This is a genomic window from Rahnella sp. PCH160, from assembly GCF_047784855.1.
In the GTDB taxonomy this organism is placed as follows: domain Bacteria; phylum Pseudomonadota; class Gammaproteobacteria; order Enterobacterales; family Enterobacteriaceae; genus Rahnella.
Window position 1 is genome coordinate 1,587,214 of sequence record NZ_JBLOGT010000001.1, and the last position, 19,360, is coordinate 1,606,573.

General features: G+C 47.8%; 19 protein-coding genes and 2 pseudogenes. 12 read left to right on the forward strand and 9 right to left on the reverse strand.

From position 1 onward, the window contains the following. Window positions 1-152: 152 nt before the first annotated feature. Both ACM5QY_RS07355 and ACM5QY_RS07360 read left to right on the forward strand, forming a co-directional pair. Window positions 153-1,229: pseudogene (locus tag ACM5QY_RS07355) on the forward strand (DDE-type integrase/transposase/recombinase). Between the two features lie 520 nt (window positions 1,230-1,749). After that, window positions 1,750-2,892: pseudogene (locus tag ACM5QY_RS07360) on the forward strand (IS110 family transposase). Between the two features lie 115 nt (window positions 2,893-3,007). Here the strand turns inward: ACM5QY_RS07360 and ACM5QY_RS07365 are convergent. The 5 genes from ACM5QY_RS07365 to ACM5QY_RS07385 all read right to left on the reverse strand — a co-directional run bounded on the left by ACM5QY_RS07365 (window position 3,008) and on the right by ACM5QY_RS07385 (window position 6,474). After that, a complete protein-coding gene (locus tag ACM5QY_RS07365) occupies window positions 3,008-3,967 on the reverse strand; it encodes a glycosyltransferase (RefSeq protein WP_416119942.1) in 960 nt (319 codons plus the stop codon). Window positions 3,968-4,453: 486 nt separating this feature from the next. Next, window positions 4,454-4,882: a putative zinc ribbon protein gene (locus ACM5QY_RS07370; protein ID WP_200222978.1), complete on the reverse strand. Its 429-nt coding sequence runs from the start codon at window positions 4,880-4,882 to the stop codon at window positions 4,454-4,456. Between the two features lie 119 nt (window positions 4,883-5,001). Beyond that, window positions 5,002-5,631, reverse strand: a complete 630-nt coding sequence (locus ACM5QY_RS07375) for a hypothetical protein (protein ID WP_416119943.1) — start codon at window positions 5,629-5,631, stop codon at window positions 5,002-5,004. Between the two features lie 98 nt (window positions 5,632-5,729). Beyond that, on the reverse strand, window positions 5,730-6,152 hold the full coding sequence (locus ACM5QY_RS07380) for a putative zinc ribbon protein (RefSeq protein WP_416119944.1): 423 nt from the start codon (window positions 6,150-6,152) through the stop codon (window positions 5,730-5,732). A 115-nt stretch (window positions 6,153-6,267) separates the two neighbouring features. After that, a complete protein-coding gene (locus ACM5QY_RS07385; RefSeq protein ID WP_133823240.1) occupies window positions 6,268-6,474 on the reverse strand; it encodes a helix-turn-helix transcriptional regulator in 207 nt (68 codons plus the stop codon). A gap of 287 nt (window positions 6,475-6,761) precedes the next feature. Here ACM5QY_RS07385 and ACM5QY_RS07390 point away from each other — a divergent pair, with 287 nt between their 5' ends. Then, window positions 6,762-7,082 carry a hypothetical protein gene (locus ACM5QY_RS07390; RefSeq protein ID WP_416119945.1) on the forward strand — a complete coding sequence of 107 codons (321 nt, stop codon included), beginning with the start codon at window positions 6,762-6,764 and terminating at the stop codon, window positions 7,080-7,082. Between the two features lie 38 nt (window positions 7,083-7,120). Here ACM5QY_RS07390 and ACM5QY_RS07395 read toward each other — a convergent pair whose 3' ends face one another. Next, on the reverse strand, window positions 7,121-7,687 hold the full coding sequence (locus ACM5QY_RS07395; protein WP_416119946.1) for a YagK/YfjJ domain-containing protein: 567 nt from the start codon (window positions 7,685-7,687) through the stop codon (window positions 7,121-7,123). 731 nt (window positions 7,688-8,418) lie between these two features. Between ACM5QY_RS07395 and ACM5QY_RS07400 the strand changes: the two genes are divergently transcribed. The 9 genes from ACM5QY_RS07400 (at window position 8,419) to ACM5QY_RS07440 (ending at window position 15,206) form a co-directional block, all read left to right on the forward strand. After that, complete coding sequence (locus ACM5QY_RS07400; protein ID WP_416119947.1) at window positions 8,419-9,420, forward strand: hypothetical protein; 1,002 nt, start codon at window positions 8,419-8,421, stop codon at window positions 9,418-9,420. Between the two features lie 100 nt (window positions 9,421-9,520). Further along, window positions 9,521-10,147: an EcsC family protein gene (locus tag ACM5QY_RS07405; RefSeq protein ID WP_416119948.1), complete on the forward strand. Its 627-nt coding sequence runs from the start codon at window positions 9,521-9,523 to the stop codon at window positions 10,145-10,147. Window positions 10,148-10,156: 9 nt separating this feature from the next. Then, window positions 10,157-10,978 (forward strand): DUF932 domain-containing protein, encoded by an 822-nt coding sequence (locus ACM5QY_RS07410; RefSeq protein WP_416119949.1) that lies wholly within the window; start codon window positions 10,157-10,159, stop codon window positions 10,976-10,978. 129 nt (window positions 10,979-11,107) lie between these two features. After that, window positions 11,108-11,455 (forward strand): hypothetical protein, encoded by a 348-nt coding sequence (locus ACM5QY_RS07415; RefSeq protein ID WP_416119950.1) that lies wholly within the window; start codon window positions 11,108-11,110, stop codon window positions 11,453-11,455. Between the two features lie 285 nt (window positions 11,456-11,740). Continuing rightward, the gene (locus ACM5QY_RS07420) at window positions 11,741-12,205 is read left to right on the forward strand and encodes a JAB domain-containing protein (protein WP_416122835.1); all 465 of its coding nucleotides are present in this window, start codon (window positions 11,741-11,743) and stop codon (window positions 12,203-12,205) included. 12 nt (window positions 12,206-12,217) lie between these two features. Continuing rightward, window positions 12,218-12,526, forward strand: coding sequence for a TA system toxin CbtA family protein (locus ACM5QY_RS07425; protein ID WP_416119952.1), 309 nt, complete (start codon window positions 12,218-12,220; stop codon window positions 12,524-12,526). Window positions 12,527-12,605: 79 nt separating this feature from the next. After that, a complete protein-coding gene (locus ACM5QY_RS07430) occupies window positions 12,606-13,031 on the forward strand; it encodes a hypothetical protein (RefSeq protein ID WP_416119953.1) in 426 nt (141 codons plus the stop codon). An 82-nt stretch (window positions 13,032-13,113) separates the two neighbouring features. Beyond that, entirely contained in the window at window positions 13,114-13,950 is an 837-nt protein-coding gene (locus tag ACM5QY_RS07435) for a DUF4942 domain-containing protein (protein ID WP_416119954.1), read from the forward strand. A 344-nt stretch (window positions 13,951-14,294) separates the two neighbouring features. Beyond that, window positions 14,295-15,206 (forward strand): alpha/beta hydrolase, encoded by a 912-nt coding sequence (locus ACM5QY_RS07440; RefSeq protein WP_416119955.1) that lies wholly within the window; start codon window positions 14,295-14,297, stop codon window positions 15,204-15,206. A 208-nt stretch (window positions 15,207-15,414) separates the two neighbouring features. Here ACM5QY_RS07440 and malG read toward each other — a convergent pair whose 3' ends face one another. The 3 genes from malG to malE all read right to left on the reverse strand — a co-directional run bounded on the left by malG (window position 15,415) and on the right by malE (window position 19,145). After that, window positions 15,415-16,305, reverse strand: coding sequence for a maltose ABC transporter permease MalG (malG, locus tag ACM5QY_RS07445; RefSeq protein ID WP_195815614.1), 891 nt, complete (start codon window positions 16,303-16,305; stop codon window positions 15,415-15,417). 13 nt (window positions 16,306-16,318) lie between these two features. After that, window positions 16,319-17,878 carry a maltose ABC transporter permease MalF gene (malF, locus tag ACM5QY_RS07450; RefSeq protein WP_416119956.1) on the reverse strand — a complete coding sequence of 520 codons (1,560 nt, stop codon included), beginning with the start codon at window positions 17,876-17,878 and terminating at the stop codon, window positions 16,319-16,321. Between the two features lie 67 nt (window positions 17,879-17,945). Continuing rightward, entirely contained in the window at window positions 17,946-19,145 is a 1,200-nt protein-coding gene (malE, locus tag ACM5QY_RS07455; RefSeq protein WP_416119957.1) for a maltose/maltodextrin ABC transporter substrate-binding protein MalE, read from the reverse strand. Window positions 19,146-19,360: the final 215 nt, after the last annotated feature.

A 19,360-nucleotide genomic window follows, 5' to 3' on the forward strand; every position in this document is an offset into this window, starting at 1 on the left:
CCAAAAAGCACAGAAAAGCATAGAAGTAGCGTCAATAGGCACAGCTATTAGATGGATTATGAACAAGGTAACCTAAGTGTTCAACGACAATGTTCGCAATTGAGCCGCCCCGACAATTTTGGAGACTGCACTCTTTGAGACAAGTAACCAGGATGATAAAACATCATCGATTTCTCCTTGAAGTGTACGAGAAGGCTGATCGCATTGTTTTGGAAAAACAGAGCGCTTATAACTCATAATGGGCCGCTATTTGCCCCGTTGCCCCTAAGATCGGCCGCACTCTAGACGTATTGCATATCTAGATACGCCAGCGGGAGTCCGTTGATGAGCAGCAAGACAGCGAACGACTGGAACGTGAAAGCCGGTAACTGCTGCGCAGCAAAGACATTTTGCGCCAAGCTTCAGCGTATTGCTCTCATGCGGAGTTCGACCGTCACTAAAAAAATGCGGCTACTGGAAAATCTTAGCGGTGAGCACGGGAGCGGCAATGCTGGCAGGATAAGCGCGATGTCGCACGAATATCTGAGATACAGCGCGTATACGTAGAAAAAACAGCGGTTACGGTGTGCGTAAGGTCTCGCGGCAGCTAAAACACGAAGCCGTCAGTGCTGTCCGATGTCTCATTGACCGCCAGATGAAACCTTGCAGACACGTGGAAAAGTGTCTGCTCCCCAGCAGCAAAACCTTATCACCGCACGAGCGGGTAAACCGTAAGTTCTTGGCTGAACGCCCTGATTTATTCAGGGTGGCCGATTTTACCTATGTCAGCACCATGCGGGGGTTTGTATATGTGGCGTTCATCATCGATGTGTTCGCTATTGTCATCTTGAGCTAGCGGGTCTCATCCATGATGAAATCGTCTTTTGTGCTGGTTGCACTAGAGCAGGGACTGCGCACCCAAACGACCGTGTGGCGCCATCCATCACAGCGATAAAGGTGCACAGTATGTGTCAATGGCATATACGCTGCGGTTGAATGACACAGCGTTAATGGCCTCAACAGTCAGCACGGGGTTTCGTATACCAATGCAATGTCAGAACATATCAACGGGTTGTATAAGGAGGAGGTGATCCACTGGCAAAACTGACAGGATGTGGAGTTGGTCACACTAAAATGGGTGGGCTGGTACAAATATCATCGGTTAATGGGACGTACCGGATATGTTCCGCCAACAGAGGTAGAAAAAGCGTATTACGCATTCACTGAATGACGGGAATGCGGCAGCCTGAATACTTCTGCAAAATACTCTACATGAAAACCGGAGCGGTTCATACCTTGTAAAAAACCGGACCTGTACATAACTTTTGTAATTTAAGGCTTAATACAACTAACAAGATTTCCTTAAGCAGTTCATCGACAGACGTCATGTTTGTAGCTCATTAATAAATGTTCGAAAAGATGATTTAAAAAACACTATAATCAAAAGGCATATTCATTTAATAGTAAGTGCAGTGAAAAATATATGTAATAAAATAATCGTCATGCCTGCCAAACAGATTCTTAATGAGATAAATAAACTCAAAATGGCGATCTTTATTCCCTATCTAACAGCTATATAGATATGAGGGGTATTTTATTATTTATTTATATATTGCATATTAAGATCCCCGTTACCTTATTCGTACCCCTTATAATAGGGGGGGTTAACTAGACATACCTGGCTTGATTGCAGTCCCAGTCGTCCTTGAACCTGGGGGCACCGGGTTCAAGGACGACTGGAGGTGGCCAGTCAGACATTAGGCGGACAGAATAACCGAATCCAGCGATTACGAATCAGTCCAGGTCTTTATTGGCACTGATGCTGGTAAAGATACGCATCAAGCTGTTCCCGTTAGTCTTTTAGGAAAGCGTTCGTTCAATAAAGCATTGCCCAACGACGAAAACAATCTCAGACCGCTGATATCTGACCTTAAACAACATGGTCTGATAATGCTGGTTGCCGACCAGCCAGCTATCATCGGCGCTTTTCCCGGGCTGGTAATGCGCCGCATCGCAGATTTACACGCCGGTGAAGCCAAAACAGATGCCCGTAATGCTTCTATCATCGCCGAAACTGCCCATGCCCATGCCCATGCCCATGCCCATGCCCATGCCCATGCCTCATGCGCTACGCACGATAAAATCAGCTGACGAACAAATCGTTGAACTCTGCATGCTCTGCGGCTTCGATGATTACCTTGCCGCTCAGACAACTCAGGCCAGTAACCGTATTCGCGGCCTGCTGACTCAGATACATCCGGCAGTACTCGATCTTCTCCAACGATATACCTCACCCGAAAAGCTCGCTTCGCTGGATGAGAGGAAGTTGGCAACCCAGCTCTGCAAACTCACGCCTCGTCTCGGAAAGCGCCTTGCTGCAGATATTATCGATGCACTAACTGAGCAAACTGTCGTCGCTCCTGGTATGAATGCCGCTGTCGTGGTCCTGCCACGTTAGACACTCCTGCTCATCATGCTGCGTAAGCAAAGGGACGAGGTGGTTTTTGAGGTAGAACAGCGGGTTCTTGCTCACCCTCTATACCCGGTCCTGACCAGCATGCCCGGGGCGACGTCAGGACCGCCGCCACACTCCTCATTAAGGTCGTTTGTCGAGACTTCACCTCTACTGGACAACACGCAGTATATGCCGGTCTTGCGCCGGTAACCCGACGTTCCGGCTCATCAATATGAGTGGAACACTCTTCGTGGCGGAGTAATAAAACCCTCAAACGGGCGCTGTTCCTGTCTGCCTTCGCTGCGCTTAGAAATCCGATCTCCAAGGCTTACTACACACGCAAAATGAACCAGGAAAAACGGCACAACCAAGCGCTTATCGCTTTCGAAAGGCGGTGCTGTGAAGTCCTCTTCGCTATGATGCGTGACGCTACTTTTTATACACTCATGCCGTCATAAACATGCTTGATAATCTAATAGGGGCCCCCTCCAATTCAAGTTCATTCAATCATCCATCAAAAATGAAAAGTGAGCTATTTTGATGACTGGTCGAGTGTTTTACAGAACTCCCAGTTTATAAAATCCTCCCTAACAGCTTAATAAAGAAAAACGCATCACTCATATTACTTACTCCCTTTAATAAACTGAATACCGATATTCCCGTTCTAAAACTGCTTTTTACATTTAATGTATTGCATACATTATTCCTGTACAATCCCAAAAAGTGACGTGCCTCCACTAGCGCGTGCCGGTATAAAAACTGGCTGATCTTTTTGTTTTGGTCATGCTTTGCCAGACGAATAATTTCTGCAATCACCTCAATATAACTTTGAGCCCTGACATCAAAGTAATCGGTCCGATGTGTAATGGAATCTGCATTCATCTTATAGGTGTAATCCTTGCAATCAGAAAGATAAAAACGCCCGTTGCTGGTTGCGAGATGAATCGTCCAGAGAATATCTTTGTGGCTTTTACCGGACTGAAAGGATAAGGAGTTTTGCCGGATATAGGACGACCTGACAATCTGCAGCCAAAGGTAGTGCGGCCATTCCCGGAGCGTCACGCAGTGGCGTATCCACTCATGTCCGGATAAGGATTGTCCGTAAGGTTGCCTGGTGTGTACGGGCGTTCTGGAAGTTCCTGAACCCGTGCGCCAGGCATTGAAGATCACCACATCAGCATGAGTTGCCAGTGCGGTCTTCCAGCGTGTAAATATGAATCCGTCTTCAACGTCATCGTCCGCATCCAGGAAGATCACCCATTCGCCACGATGGATATCCAGTGCGGCATTTCGAGCAGCGTAGACGCCCTGGTTTTTCTGCTCAATGAGGATGAGCCGGTTGTCGCAGATATCCCGGATAAGATTGCCAGTACCATCAGTGGAACCGTCGTTAACGATAATGAGTTCAATAACGACACGGGTTTCCCTAAGGATCTTGCTGATGAGGTGACTGATGGTCTCTGCCGCGTTATAGACAGGGATAATGACGCTGACCTCGATTACGGCCTGCCGGTCTTGCTGAATGAGCGCCATTTAATCTTTGTGCCTTTGAACTGGGATTTCTCTTCTTTCTCGAATTTCCAATTGAATGTCGTATAAGCATTCCTCGCAGAGCTCTTTATCCAGCGCAAATAACCGTTCGATGAAGTTTCTTTTTTTATTGCATCGGGTACATCTTTTCATGTTCATCTCTTCGCAGCTGCATCGTTCGAGCATGGTGGCCTGGTGTTGGCGTACTAATCTGATGCAATAATGGTTACCTGAGGGACGACTAGTTTCTGGCACCCCTGTAGTGATGACGTAGCAAGCCCCACAGCTGTAATACGCCGTGATACAAAGCCATCTATCGTCAACAATGGAGCCAAGGATAACCAGAGAGATTGCTGAAAAGATAATCGTTTTGATAGATCGATAATTGGTTTTCGATCGTTATCACCGATCGATGCACTGCAGCTAGTGATAGTCGTTTGTTGCGTGATATATCCCAGTCACTTTTCTGAGTGCGGGTATGAACCTAATTTATTTTGCAAACTTTACAGACAAGGTCAGCGTATTTCTGTTTTTCACTTCCGTGCAGTACAGGCTGTTACCGCAGCGGGGACAGTGTTTTAGTCCGAAAAATTCGTAATCGCACATCACGCAGATAAAGTGCCTAGGTTGAGGATTTCCCAAATTAAAGGATTCATGCAGGGCTGTTGCCCGGGCAACAGTGGAGAGTTGCGCGGGTCTGTGGGGTAAAAGCAAATAGGGGCATTCTTCTAAACGGTTGATGTCGCTATTTTCAAGGTCGTGTTCAAAAAAACGACCTTCCGCATGCGTGATTCGAAAATGCAAAGGGTTTAAACAGCCCTCGCAGTAACAACGCAGCGATGCTGGCAGAGGATATAATTCTGCTTTAACCCACCCGCCATCATGGGTAACGCCACGCTTTATTTTCTTAAATTGCATAGATGCGCCTCTTGCCGCGACCGGCTGTAGTCATTGGGTGGTTTTTCCGATGAATAAGAAGATTGCAATACGATTGGAAGTGTTAGGGGCAGCCCACCCAGGATGGGAAGGGGCGGTACTTAAGGCGGGGTCTGACCCCACAGGTTGTAAAATGCGAAAAACACATATTCCTCAATCAGGTTATGCAGATTCGGTGTTTTCGCCAGGTGTGCGTTCAGTAGCAACACCCGATGATTTACTCGTTCAACTGGATGAAGAGAAGCCTCATGCTGCGGTGGTGCCAGCAGAGCAAAGTACTCCGGATCGTTCGCCAGCAAGCCGTAAAAGTAAGCGAGCGCAAACCTCTCCAGATGCCAGGGTTCATCGTAAAAATGTGAACTTAGCGCCAGCAAGTCATCGGCGAGCCCTGACCATCCCAGCCTTTGACATTCTGCTCGCAGCAATGAGAAGTAGAATTGCGTGCTCTGTATGAAATGTTCAGGCCGCAGATGTCTAGCCGCTGCATCGTGCGAGACCAGATTATCTGACTGCTGCTTCTGTCTAAGAGTTAGCAGGTGAGCGATGAAAACCGGTGCGATAATCTGACAGGTGTGGCTTCGCTGTTCAAAATCACACTGATACATCCCCAGCCTGAGATAGGGCCTCAAGGCCTGCACCGGTTGTCCCGTTACGGCATCGACCATGCGATAGCTATCAAGTATGTGTTGATAGCACTTCTTTAAAGCCGTAATTGCATGAGCATTAGGCATCGTGATTTCTCTTTATTTTTTTGCTGAAAGGGGAGTTGGGTGACTTGATCTTTTGATGGCCTGAGTTATGAATTTGCGTCAGGCCAGTGCAGTGAGAGCTACTGAAATACAGATAACTCATTCCAAGTGGGGGAGGCAGTTTCAATGCTGTAGATGCCTGTCTGGCAATGCGTGCAGTATTTCTCTGCATGGTAGTCACTTCTGCATTTTGTGCAGTACCAGTCGCCTTTCTGGACTATGGGCTGTGCTTCTGGAACGAAGCGGCGTAAAGCGCTGACTCGGGCCATCTCTTCTGCATCGGCAGTGAGGTAGGGGCAGTCATGGAGTTTGTGAACTAATGTCGTCCTTGTCGTTTGTTGGATGTGTTCAAACCAAGGATTCTTTCCGTTCTCTGGCGTGTGGAGTTTCATGAGGGCCCTACACAGATGGCAACGGTATTGGTCATTAGGGGCTAACGATGCCTTTGTTGCGGCCATGAGTTGCCCGTTGCTGTTGAAGGCGATAAATGATTTTGCGTGCATGTTTTTACTCCGTTACGCCAAATTGCAGACGTGCGTAATCCGTCCCAGGTGGGCAGGAGTAGCTACTGCAGGGGGCTTGTAGGGGTTAATTCAAGTTAGTGAGTGCGGGATATGCTTACGGGCGGGATTGGGCGATGCGCTGTTTTACCCACTGTTCAACTTCGCTTGTTAACCAGCGTGAACTGCGTCCGAGTTTGATGGGCTTAGGGAACTCTTCTTGCTGAATTAATTTATAAAGCCATTTGTCCGTCATCCCGGTGTAGGCTGTGATGAAAGCCATGTCAATCATCGGATCGTTTAGTAATTCTGGTGTCGTTGTCATGATGTTTTCTCTTCTTCGGTGGGGGGATGAAGAGCATGCGGTAAGGTTATGCGTGGTTACTGGCATCTCTACATATCATGTCCCTCCGAGTAAAAATTTACTTCTGAGCTTTGAATAAAAGGGATGGCGAAGAGTTCACGGATGCAGTGTTTGAAGAAGGTAACCGTTAGCAAGCATTTTTAAGTTCAAAAATTGAGATCTGGCTCCCCATTTACATAGTAATCAGGTTGAACCTCGACGTAATGCCACCATGTTCTGTGAATACGAAAACAACATGGAAACAGCTAATGCATATTGATAAATTAATTGAACAGACGGTTGAGGTATTGCCGTACATTACGAGTGAAGAAAAAGCGCAGGAGTTTCTGAATACATTACATGCTTCGGACCAGCTGGCGATTTTCTCAGCTTATAACGTCGGAAATACACATATCGGTTATGACCGACTTCAGGTCGATCACATTACTGTGCACCGCCATCTTGAATCACACGTTTCTCAGGCCAATTATGCCAATATGCTCTATATGAAGCGCCTGGTGATGAAAGAAGGCTTACAAACGTTTATTCGTTGCACTGAAGCTTCTGGTTTTAATCGCAGTAACTTCTAAGTAATCAGAACAGGGCTTAAAGCCCTGTTTTTTGATCATCAAGAAGACCAATCCGTAGAATGGACGGGTGATCTGGGACGTCCAGCACCAGAGGGAAGCGGAACCTCACTGCTGGCATAGCAACATAATCCTTCTTTTTGCTCTTCTTTCGCCAGATAGCTCAATATGTAGCGAATATTGGCGATACTGGCTGGGTCATTGTAGTTGATTGGCATGTTAATATTTGCGCTGTAATTTTCATGATATTCACAGCGGTAATGAAAACCTTCCTGTTTAGTAAGCTCCTGCCAAAATGAACCTGCCTTCTCTGCAAAGGGATAGGTTCGCTGTGTTTTATGACCATTTAGCCAGATAACAGCATGCGCATGAAAGCCATGATCTGGCGTCCATTCAACTACCCAGAAATACCCTACTACTGCAGGGGAAGCCATCATCTCCGTCATTAACAGGCGTAACTCATCCTCCATTGAGCGCGGAGAACTGTTTTTAAAACGGTCAGAGCCTTTTTTGTAGAAAAAATCGATCCTCAAGGCATAAAGCCTTGCATAGCGTTGTACCATTGCATCGATTTGATTATTGATGAGTGCATGAAGAAACCAGTTCATTGAATAGCCCTGATTGTATAATTCGTTTTCTCTCATAGTAGAACTCACAAGATTAGATGCTTTATTAGAACAGCCTCCTCAGGCCCTGAGGAGCCAATGCCTCAGGGCTGATAACAGGGTGAGATATCAATGGGGGTTGCCTAATTATCAGCAGGTTGAAATGGCTAAGGTGAATCAAAGCTATGTGTCGTATTGATGCTGACATGTGTGGTTGAGCGTGCGTTAATTACAGAGAGTTACGGTGTGTATTTATTGGGGTGCCTATTAATTATATTAATTAACCCAAATGTAATTTTTAGCCATAGAAACTCGGGAATCTGGAAGAGGTGATAATGGCAGAATTGACATGTTGATTAATCAAAGTAGTTGTTCATGACCGTGAGTTTTATCAGGATTCAGAGTTAAGAATACAAGCACAGATGATTGTGGTTAACAGAGTTAATGCGGTTCGTCTCATAAGGCTGCTATGTAAATTATTACTATTTTCATTCGAATATTTGCTTCTGTAAGTTCTTCAGTTATGAAGGAATGATATATTTGTCTTTGAAGCGGTAAGGGGCACCCTCAACCTAAAAGCACAATTTAACTGCCGACATGTACATGCTTTGCTAACAGCCTCTTCAAGGTAGAAAACTGGGTTTAATCGGAGTATTATTGTAAGTGTAAGTACAACTTACATGTAAAATGTATGAAGTTAAATATCTAAAATGTATGATTTGAATGAGGTAGATATGAATTCCTTTACTGATCATTTTGATTTTATTTTTCATAATAAAAAAGATGAAATAAGGCTGACAAAGTTAAGTTATGTGATGAAAAGATTGAGGGTCGTGGAAGCAGATTTTTGCCTTGACTATTATGATCAAAATGATAATAAAATAATAAAATATTTTAGAAGAGTTTCTAACTTGGTTGAGGGATCATTTTCTCTTAACGACTTTGATAAGTTAACTGAGGCTAAAAATAATATAAAGGAAATCACTCAACCTCTTTTAAAAAAGAAATCAGAACTTCTTAATACTCTGTTGCTTCATTATCATAGATTGAACAGGAAACATCCTTCTTTATACTCATTACGTTTTTCATTTTCTCTCAAAAGAGATGCGATAATAAATAAAGAACTCGATAATCCACTTGATGTCAAAAATAGTTGCTGGGTGTTAGTTTCTGCAATGCGTAATTTTTTAAATAATGCGAGGCAAAGGGTACTTCTTCAAAAAATAGTTGGTCATTTTTGGGTTGTGATGAAAGAGCCTAACGGCATGCCATACATCCATATTAATTTTTACATAAATGATGATAGATTTAACGCCAATCTTGCTACTGAGATTATTAACTTGTGGGCAAAGGTCACAAGTAATGATGGTTGTGCTTTATTTTTTGATGTTTCACGTAGGTATGGTAATAGTGAAGTATACAATGACAAAGTCAGAACGATGTTTTCACGAAAGTTGGTAGACGACAAAAGTAAAGCTGAAGATGTTTTTTTAGATGATTTTAATCAAAAAGGAAACTCTCAATTAAAATACGACGCTTTGGCTAGTGATATTAAAAGCTTTGAAGCTTACCTAATACTCCTCGCTAAGGAAAGTTATCCTGTTCATACACTCAACGCCATATCAAAAAATGAGGTTCGTAATAAAGATATGTCACTGAGGCGTTTCTACCCACCTTATGATCCTATAAAAGCAAAAAAAGTACGTAGTTATGCCATCTCACAGATAAAAAAATAAAAAGAAAAAAAGGAAATAAAAAAAACATAAACCTATATCACCAACTCGAACCCTGCCACGGTAAATCACCGTGGCTTTTTTATTCGTCACAAGGTGATTTATGCATGATGATGACATCCCATTTAATACTCTTTTCAGTTGGCTCGACCGTTTGTATGCCCAGGCTATTAAAGGAGGGCTGGGCACCGATTCTGCAGAAAAATTGGCCCATCACTATCTAAGCACATTTTCTGATATTCATCAGGCTGCAGACAGCTTAGTTAGCTGGGAATCAAGTAAAGCAGCAACCAGCGGGTTTATTACTGGGCTGGCCGGCATTATAACATTGCCTGTGGCACTTCCTGCCGGATTGACCGGCTTGCTATTTATTCAGTTCCGAATGATTGCTGCTGTCGCGATTTTGGGTGGCTATTCGCCTGATGATCTTAGAACCCGACATCTTGCTTACATTTGTCTCGGTGGCAGCGTAGCTAAAGAACTGCTCCATAACACCAGTATGCATTTTATTAGTCAGCTATCTTTCAAAGCCCTGGAAGCTGCGAGCGAGAAAACAATCACCACATTGATGATGCATTCAACCGTTGGTGTTGCTACTGGCTCCGCCTCCCGCTTGATTCCACTGATAGGGGGCATTATCAGCGGCACCCTAGACTGGCTGTTAGTTCGTTCATCAGGTGCATTAGCCGTTGAAATATTTCTCCCTGATATTAACCCACATCATAATTAAGGAAAAACCATGACACTTCTCGCATCCCGCTTTGGGCGGGTGAATTCTATTCGTCGCGACCGACCTCTTACGCATGATGAGTTGGCTCTCTACGTGCCCAGTGTATTCAGTGACAGCAAACATGAGTCACGCAGCGAAAGGTATACCTGCATTCCGACCATATCCTTGCTTGAAAATCTGCAGCGTGAAGGTTTTCAGCCGTTCTATGCCTGCCAGACCCGTGTTCGCGACCCAAATAAGCGCGAGCATACCAAGCATTTACTCAGGCTCCGTCGGGAAGGTCAGATCACTGGTCAACAAGTGCCGGAAATCATTTTGCTGAATAGCCATGACGGTTCGAGCAGTTATCAGATGCTGCCAGGCATGTTCAGAGCCGTGTGTGCTAATGGGCTGATTTGTGGTGATACCTTTGGTGAAGTTCGAGTCCCGCATAAAGGTGATGTGGTGGGGCGGGTGATAGAAGGAGCATATGAAGTTTTGGACGTGTTTGAACGCGTTGAAGAGCAGCGCGAAGCCATGCAGTGCCTGAGTCTGCCAGCCCCTGCCCGACAGGCTTTTGCTCATGCTGCTCTGAACTATCGCTATGGGGAAGAGCATCATCCTATCACCGAGTCTCAACTACTGACTGCCCGTCGCTGGGAAGACAAGGCGGATGACTTATGGACGACCTACCAACGGGTTCAGGAAAACCTGATCAAAGGTGGATTAACGGGGGTTTCCGCTACTGGCAAGCGGGCTCACACGCGTGCTGTTAAAGGCATTGATGGGGACATTAAGCTTAACCGTGCGCTATGGGTGATGGCTGAGCAAATGTTGCAACTCGCTTCCTGAAATTTCATCGTTTCCTCGAAAGGACATTTCTGTTCTGGCGCATTACTTCCCCGACCAAGTCGGCCTCATTAACTCTTGTTTTCATGTTACCAGACCTTCATTCAGTCATATTCCATAAAGGATATTTCCATGTATAAGAAATTCATTATTGCACTCGTCTTATTTCTATTTTCTGCATGTTCATTTGCTTCTGCTCCCGTAAATATTTCTTTATATAAAGGAGTTAATCCGCACTATAATTTCCCAGAATTAAAAGTGAAGATAACGGCAATAACTGATAAAGCCGAAATTAGAGATGTTATTGTCAATCGGGGTAACTGTCGTGTGGATAAAAAATATGCAATTACTGGGCGAAGCATGCTGCCCAAAACACTCAACTATGGTGAGTCCATAACGTTGTTTGTTTTATCGTCCTGTTCTGTGCTTCAGATCGACGTTGTCACTGACAAGGGTAACTGGACGATGCATTACCAATAGATGAGAATCGGTATTCTCATCTCCTGTACTCTGCTATTACTAAAGGGATGAAAGGATGTATTAATACTCCGTATTAATAGCCATCATAAACCTCTCCTCCGTAGGGTTCCTCTCCTTAAAGAGTTTCACCATATAATGCATCTCGCAAGACTAATTTATTGCGTCGCTATTAGTGAAATATAAACTATACCGTCGGGTTATGGTCTTTATGCCGTAATTCTAATATCTCTTTTAACCAGTCTTCGCTAAATAGCCGCTGTCTCAATAGATAGCGGCTTATCTTTTATTGGAGTTCTCCACATGCAATATCAAACCCACCAGCGCGTTATCCAGATGGCGCTGACCTTGCTTGAAAAACAGATGAAACAGAAACCCGTTAGTTTTAATTCCAGCGCCGAGACCCTGCAGTACCTGCGTTTACAACTGGAGCAGCTCGAACGCGAGGTGTTTATGGTGCTGTATCTGGATACTCAGCACCGCCTCATTGCCAGTGAAACGACGTCATTGGGCACCATCAACGCTACCTCTGTTTATCCGCGGGAAATCATAAAAAGAGCCTTAGGCCACAACGCGGCGGCAGTGGTCTTTGCACACAATCACCCATCGGGATCTGCGGAGCCCAGCAGTGCAGACCGTTCCGTGACAGAGCGCTTGATCGAAGCATCAACTCTGATGGGTATCAAGGTGTTGGATCATGTCGTCATCGGACACGGCGAATCGATATCTTTTGCCGAACGCGGCTGGCTGTGAGGATACATTCTGATGACTTCCATTTCTAAAGCAGTGACACCGACTGAAGCCTGGCAAACTCTGTTGGCATATCTGTTCCAGCAACATTATGGCCTGACGCTAAACGATACGCCGTTTAGTGAAAGCCAGGTCATACAGGAACATATCGATGCGGGGATCTCGCTGGCAGATGCGGTGAATTTCCAGGTTGAGCGTTATGCATTAATACGGACAGACCTCGATGGGTTTTCCTGGGAAGAGCCTTATCTCAACGTCGTCGATGTTCTGCGTGCGCGGCGGGCTACTGGAATATTTTCTCAAACAAAAGGGGAGAGGCCATGAACGATAACAATTCTTCCAATACTGGAATATATCGTATCAAACAGGTTCAGGAGGCTGAACCAGAGGCGTGGCTGGATCTATGCAGGGCCGTGACTTTCGCTTATCGCTACATAAGAACGCAATCGCAACCACAGGCCATCCCAGCCTGACCAACTGCGAGCATTCAGGTAATACGTCGCTGCGGTTTGACGATAGTTTAATTGGGCTAGGCGTCATTTCATTTAACGGAAGCGGAGCCCGCCAGCAGGCTGGGGATGCATTTATACTGACCCGCGGTATGCATCAAACAGCCGACTACAGCTGCAATACTAATAACCTGCCTTATGGTTTTTTGGTCAGGGTGGTTATTCTATTAGCTAACTACTATTGCCCTGCCACCTGCCACCTGCCACCTGCCACCTGGCAGATAAAGACTGATATTCCCCTCTCTGACTGGCAACAAACAGCTGACTGGATCGCTAAGTATTTAAATCTTGCAAGCCGCATTCCTGATTTGAACGTCTGATTTTTGTTGTCCCGACTCTCCCAGCATAATGCGCTAGCCATTCCCGGCAGGCGTGTTTGCTTTTGTGCATGGAAAACTAATTATGCAGACAGAACCTGAAGTATTAACTGACCATACTGAACTCATCTGCTCGACCAATATCGAGCGGATCGTCACGGGGCGTAACGCAGCGCTGGCACAGACTGAAGCCCTTATCTTCCAGCTTGAAGGCATCTCGGCAACCACCAGCAGCATTGGCGGTGGAATTGCAAGAGACTGGGCCATGCGACAAGACTTCCGCTGCGGCTGCTGGCTTATGGAGAAAGCAGAAACGGCGATGAAGGTGATTACCTGCAATCTTGATCGCGGTATATGGCGAGATTTGATGAAGAAATCGGGAATGCTCAGTTTGATGGATGCCCAGGCAAGGGACCAGTGGAACAAAAACCTTGAGGGGGAGAATATTCCTGCCATCAGCGAAGCGAATATTCTCAGCACCTTTGAGCAGTTGCATCTCAACAAAATGGATGTCTTTGAGCGTGGCATCATCAACGTCTTCAAAGGGCTATCGTGGGATTACAAAACTAATAGTCCGTGCAGTTTTGGAAAGAAGATCATCATCAATAATCTGGTGACTCACAATCGCTGGGGCTACAGTCTGAACTGGGGCTGGCGACGAGATCAGTTGGCCGATTTGGAGCGCATGTTATTTTTGCTGGACGGAAAACCGATCCCCGATAGCCGGGGCGATATTACTACCCGACTCATGGAATATGTGCGTGATCACCCGAGCCAACAGTCGTATGAAGATGATTACTTTAATATTAGATATTTCCAGAAGGGTACCGGGCACTTGACGTTTAAGCGCCCAGAGCTAATCGACAAGATGAATGACATCATTGCGAAACACTACCCCGGAATGTTAGCGCAACGGGTATGATCTCAGGAGTTTTTAAGACCTGTTTTTCTTCAGAAAAATCACGTAAAAACTCAAAACCACCAATCGTGTAACTTATTGATTTAATTGTATTTCTTGTCAAATTCAATTGAGTATATAAGTGAGTATACAAGGTGGTGGTGTCTCGATTTATTTACTTATAATTCAGATGTTTGAAATTGATTGGCGAGTCCGGCCTTCGCACCATTAGTATGAAAATCAAGTCACCTACGGGTGGCTTTTTTTATGCCTAAACTTCCTTCTTTACCCGCTTTTCCCTGTCCTTTCTTCTTTCCGATAACCGCATTAAACTCCTGAATTCACCCCACACTCAGGAAGAACCCCCCATGGCTCTGGAACCCGCAATCGCCTCCCTTGTTAATGATTTTATTGCCGCAGGTCGCCCGTCATCACGCAGTCAGACTTATGAGGCGCGTCGTGCCGGATATGTCGCCAGCACGGTTTTGGCGGGGGATATCGAGCAGCGCGTAAATGTTGAAGATGTGGTTATCGATGGCATTTCATTGCGCGTTGTGTCGCCTTTAAATGCGCAAAAAATATTGCCGGCGGTGATCTATTTTCATGGCGGCTGTTTTGTGAGTGGTGGTTTTGCGACACATGATAATCAGCTGCGTCAGTTGGCCTTTTTCAGCGGCTGTCGGGTGATTGCGGTGCAATATCGTCTCGCACCCGAGCATGTTTATCCGGCAGCGCACGATGATGCGGAACGTGCTGTAAACCTGATCCGGGAACATGCCGGGACGTTGGGCGTAGACTGCAGACGTATTGTATTTGCAGGCGACAGTGCGGGCGCACATATTGCCCTGGTAACGGCGCTTCGCCTTCGTGATGCAGGGCAGTGGTTGCCTCAGCAGCTAGTCCTGATTTACCCGATGATTGACGCCACTGCGTCATCTGCCAGCCATCAACGTAATGGTTTTGATTACGTCCTCACCAGCGAAATGTTGCTCAGCGGTTTTGAAGCTTATTGCCCGGATACTGATTTAATGCATCCCGAAGTCAGCCCGTTATGGCGTAATGATTTATCGGGGTTGCCGCCTGTGCATATCATCACAGCCGAGTACGATCCGTTATGTGATGAAGGTGAAAAGTTGTTTACCCGCCTGACAGATCAGGGCGTCATTTGCACGGCGCAACGTTATCTGGGCGTAATCCATGGTTTTTTCCAGCTTGGCGGAATCAGCCAGACGGCGCGAAATGCTATGCGGGATATCGCAACCCGTCTCAGTACCCTGTAAGCCATAAATTCCCGGACAAAAAAAAGCGGCCTATTCGGCCGCCCAAGACACAGGGAAATCAAACCCTCCTTCATACTTCGAACTGCAGATGCGTTGGCTGCATTCGCTCACCCGAATCACTGACTTATTGTCAGCTCATCGGGAGTCACTCACTTGCCGCCTTTCTGCACCTCGAATTATTTTGGAGGTAAGCGCATTAGCCTTGCAGTTAACCTTTCACACCGCCTGCCGTCAGGCCGCCGACCAGCCAGCGTTGAGCTATCAGGAATACCGCCGTAATCGGGATTGCCGACAGAATTGCGGCAGCCGCGAAGTCGCCCCACAGGTAGTTTTGCGGGTTGAGATATTGCTGCATACCCACCGCCAGGGTGTAGCTGTTCACGTCACGCAGTAACAACGATGCCACCGGCACTTCGGTAATCGCGGCGATGAACGACAGAATAAAGACCACCGCCAGAATCGGGACGGACAGCGGCAAAAGTACCAGCCGGAAGGCCTGCCACGGGCTGGCACCGTCGAGCGCGGCGGCTTCTTCCAGCGAGCCGTCGATGGTTTCGAAATACCCTTTGATGGTCCAGACGTGCAACGCGATACCGCCCATGTACGCAAAGATCACGCCGCCGTGGGTGTTCAGCCCGAGGAACGGCACGTAAATGCCGAGGCGGTCGAAGAGGGCGTATAACGCCACCAGTGACAGCACCGCCGGGAACATCTGGAAGATCAGCATCCCTTTAAGCAGCGAGCTTTTGCCACGGAATTTCATGCGGGCAAAGGCGTAGGCGCACGTCGTGGAAAGCGCCACGATCCCGACGGCGGTGATGCCGGCGATCTTGATCGAGTTCCACAACCACAGCATCACCGGGAACGGCGGTGGCGTAATGCTGCCGTCGCTGTTGGTCACTGCAATTCCCAGCGCCAGTTTCCAGTGATCCCACGAGACCTGATCGGGGATCAGGCTGCCCGTCGCGAAGTTACCCGGCCGCAGCGAGATGGCGAATACCATCAGCAGCGGGAACAGGATCAGCGCCAGAAAGCACAGCAGCAGAAGGTGCGTCACCAGTAATCTGACTTTTTGCGACTTAGGTTTAACCATTGGCATTTTGTGTTTCTCCTCAGTCGAATTTCATGCGTGAAGCTTTCAGGTTCACGATAGCCAGCGCGCCAACCAGCAGGAAGATCAGCGTGGCAATCGCCGCCGCCAGCCCGAAGTCCTGCCCGCCGCCGCCTTCGAAGGCGATGCGGTATGTATAACTGACCAGCAAATCGGTATGTCCGGCCGGTGTGGTCGTGCCGAGCATGTCCGGGCCGCCGTTGGTCAGCAGCTGGATCAGAACGAAGTTATTAAAGTTAAACGCGAAGCTGGCGATCATCAGCGGTGTCAGTGGTTTGATCAGCAGCGGCAGCGTGATGCGGAAGAAGTTCTGCATCGGCGTCGCGCCGTCCATGGCGGAAGCTTCGTAGAGATCTTCAGGAATGGCTTTCAGCAGGCCCATGCACAGGATCATCATGTAGGGATAACCCAGCCAGGTGTTGACGATAATGATCATGCTTTTGGCGGTCATCGGATCGCTGAACCACGCCGGTTTGATGCCAAACAGGGCGCTCAGCATCAGGTTGATTTCCCCGAAGCTCTGGTTGAATAACCCTTTGAAAATCAGTATCGAGATAAACGCCGGAACCGCATACGGCAGGATCAGCAGGATGCGGTACGCCGCTTTACCTTGCAGTTCTTCCCACTGCACGACGCAGGCCAGCACCATGCCGACGGCCACGGTCAGCACCACGGTCAGCAGCGCGAAAATAATCGTCCAGACGAAAATAGACAGGAACGGTTTTTGAATGCCGTCGTCGTGCAGAACGCGCAGGAAGTTGCCCCAGCCAATTCCGACGGTAAATCCGGGGCTGAGTTTTTCAGCCTGCCATTCACCTTGAGCGTTCACTGCCTGATAGAAACCGGTGTTCATGTTCGGGCGGTAAATTGTGCCGGTCTGGACGTTGGTCAGTTGTTTGTGGTCTTCGCCCAGCTTGTATAGCGGCTGCGTGCCGGAGAACTGGCGCAGGGAACTCATGCGCAGGATTTCGCCGTCAGGCAATTTTGCGGATAACTGGCCGAGTGCCAGACGATTTTGCGTCACCACGCGCAGCCCGGCTTTTTCAGCGGATGGCGGGGTTTGCGGCAGCATTTCCAGCGTTTTGGGTGCGGAAGCATCGAACGTAAAAGGCGGCGAAACCAGCGTCTCGCTGTCATCGGCTGACGTCAGCGCCAGCTGCCATTTATCACCGGCCGGCTCTTTACCCGCAGGGAATAGAGCGAAATTCAGCGCTTTTCCGCCCTGGAACTCGCGTCCCATCAGAACGGACTGCGCGCGTTCGAACGTCAGCTGGTTGGTGCTGCTGTAGTTGGTGAAGGCAATGGCGATGGTACAGATCAGCGGAAACAGGACAAACAGCCCCATTCCGGCAAGACCGGGGTAAACGTAGCGCCAAGAATACGCGTGACGGTTACCGTAAATGTATAAGCCGAGGCTGGACAGAATCAGCGTCAGAACGGCAAAAAGGTATTCACCCTGCGCATACATCAGCACGATCAGATAACCGGTAAAGCAGGCGAGCAGGCTGATCACCAGCCATTTTAACGCAGTGCTGAACGGCCGTTTTTTTCGAGCATTCATAGGGAAATCCTTTTATTCACGGCGCGGAACCCGTGAGTTCCGCGCCGGTGTTTGCCTTGAAAAGTGCTTACTTGGTAATGCGGGTTTCGACGTCTTTCAGCGCCTGTGGAACGGTCTGACGGCCATTCACTGCATTGATGATGGCGCTACGTTCTGCGTACCAGAAGGCGCTCATCTGCGGAATGTTTGGCATGATTTCGCCGTTTTTGGAGTTCGCCATAGTGGCCGCAATGCGCGGGTCTTTTTCCAGCTGTTCCTGATAGGTTTTCAGCGCCACAGCACCCAGCGGTTTGTCTTTGTTAACCAGAGCCAGACCGTCGTTGGTGATCAGATAGTTTTCCAGGAACTCTTTCGCCAGTTCTTTGTTCGGGCTGGCGGCGTTGATCCCGGCAGTCAGCACGCCGACGAATGGTTTAGACGGTTTGCCGTGGAAGGTGGGCAGCAGCGTCACGCCGTAATTGATTTTGCTCTTGTCGAGGTTTGACCACGCCCACGGGCCGTCGATAGTCATCGCGGTCTGGCCTTTGTTGAATGCGGCTTCGGCAATGGAATAGTCGGTGTCGGCATTGATGTGTTTGTTCTTCACCAGATCGATGATGAATTGCAGACCAGCCTGCGAACCTGCGTTATTTACGCCGGTGTCTTTGGTGTTGTATTTGCCGTTTTCATATTTGAACGCGTAACCGCCGTCAGCGGCAATAATCGGCCAGGTGAAGTACGGTTCCTGCAAGTTCCACATGATGGCGCTCTTGCCTTTGGCGCGCAGCGCTGTGTCCAGCGCCGGGATTTCTTCCCAGGTTTTTGGCGCTTCTTTGATGATGTCTTTGTTGTAAATCAGTGACAGCGCTTCGACCGCAACCGGGTAGCCGATCAGCTTGCCGTTAAAGGTTACGGCGTCCCAGGTGAACGGGAACAGCTTATCTTTGAACGTCTGGTCCGGGCTGATTTCTGCCAGCAGGCCCGATTGTGCGTAGCCGCCAAAACGGTCGTGCGCCCAGAAGATAATGTCAGGGCCGCCGCCGGTCGCTGCGACTTGCGGGTATTTTTCTTCCAGTTTGTCCGGATGTTCGACCGTGACTTTAATACCGGTATCTTTTTCAAACTTCTTACCGACTTCCGCCAGGCCGTTATAGCCTTTGTCACCGTTGATCCAGATGACCAGCTTTCCTTCTTCTATTTTGGCAAAAGCGGAAGATGACAGCACCAGAGTAGCCAGCGCCGAAAGTGCCAGTGTGTGTTTCACGATCTTCTTAATGCTGAGGGTCATAATCCAGTCCTTTTATTCCTGTTAGGAGTCGGTTTGCTTCCCGTCTGAGACGGAAAAGGCAGGGTACGACGCCAGTGTGGATTTAACCCGTCAGGGCTTCATCATCCCCCCTTCTACGCCCCCGCCCCTCAGAGTGTGATCCCGCCGACACTCTCAGGCGTTATGTGGCTCATCACTCAAAAAAATGGTTCGGTTTTTGCCATTCAGATCACGAA

Bases quoted from the DNA above. Each gene is read 5' to 3' on its own strand.
- ACM5QY_RS07365 (WP_416119942.1), bottom strand. From the start codon at position 3,967: ATGGCGCTCATTCAGCAAGACCGGCAGGCCGTAATCGAGGTCAGCGTC.
- ACM5QY_RS07370 (WP_200222978.1), bottom strand. From the start codon at position 4,882: ATGCAATTTAAGAAAATAAAGCGTGGCGTTACCCATGATGGCGGGTGG.
- ACM5QY_RS07375 (WP_416119943.1), bottom strand. From the start codon at position 5,631: ATGCCTAATGCTCATGCAATTACGGCTTTAAAGAAGTGCTATCAACAC.
- ACM5QY_RS07380 (WP_416119944.1), bottom strand. From the start codon at position 6,152: ATGCACGCAAAATCATTTATCGCCTTCAACAGCAACGGGCAACTCATG.
- ACM5QY_RS07385 (WP_133823240.1), bottom strand. From the start codon at position 6,474: ATGACAACGACACCAGAATTACTAAACGATCCGATGATTGACATGGCT.
- ACM5QY_RS07390 (WP_416119945.1), top strand. From the start codon at position 6,762: ATGCATATTGATAAATTAATTGAACAGACGGTTGAGGTATTGCCGTAC.
- ACM5QY_RS07395 (WP_416119946.1), bottom strand. From the start codon at position 7,687: ATGAACTGGTTTCTTCATGCACTCATCAATAATCAAATCGATGCAATG.
- ACM5QY_RS07400 (WP_416119947.1), top strand. From the start codon at position 8,419: ATGAATTCCTTTACTGATCATTTTGATTTTATTTTTCATAATAAAAAA.
- ACM5QY_RS07405 (WP_416119948.1), top strand. From the start codon at position 9,521: ATGCATGATGATGACATCCCATTTAATACTCTTTTCAGTTGGCTCGAC.
- ACM5QY_RS07410 (WP_416119949.1), top strand. From the start codon at position 10,157: ATGACACTTCTCGCATCCCGCTTTGGGCGGGTGAATTCTATTCGTCGC.
- ACM5QY_RS07415 (WP_416119950.1), top strand. From the start codon at position 11,108: ATGTATAAGAAATTCATTATTGCACTCGTCTTATTTCTATTTTCTGCA.
- ACM5QY_RS07425 (WP_416119952.1), top strand. From the start codon at position 12,218: ATGACTTCCATTTCTAAAGCAGTGACACCGACTGAAGCCTGGCAAACT.
- ACM5QY_RS07430 (WP_416119953.1), top strand. From the start codon at position 12,606: ATGCAGGGCCGTGACTTTCGCTTATCGCTACATAAGAACGCAATCGCA.
- ACM5QY_RS07435 (WP_416119954.1), top strand. From the start codon at position 13,114: ATGCAGACAGAACCTGAAGTATTAACTGACCATACTGAACTCATCTGC.
- ACM5QY_RS07440 (WP_416119955.1), top strand. From the start codon at position 14,295: ATGGCTCTGGAACCCGCAATCGCCTCCCTTGTTAATGATTTTATTGCC.
- malG (WP_195815614.1), bottom strand. From the start codon at position 16,305: ATGCCAATGGTTAAACCTAAGTCGCAAAAAGTCAGATTACTGGTGACG.
- malF (WP_416119956.1), bottom strand. From the start codon at position 17,878: ATGAATGCTCGAAAAAAACGGCCGTTCAGCACTGCGTTAAAATGGCTG.
- malE (WP_416119957.1), bottom strand. From the start codon at position 19,145: ATGACCCTCAGCATTAAGAAGATCGTGAAACACACACTGGCACTTTCG.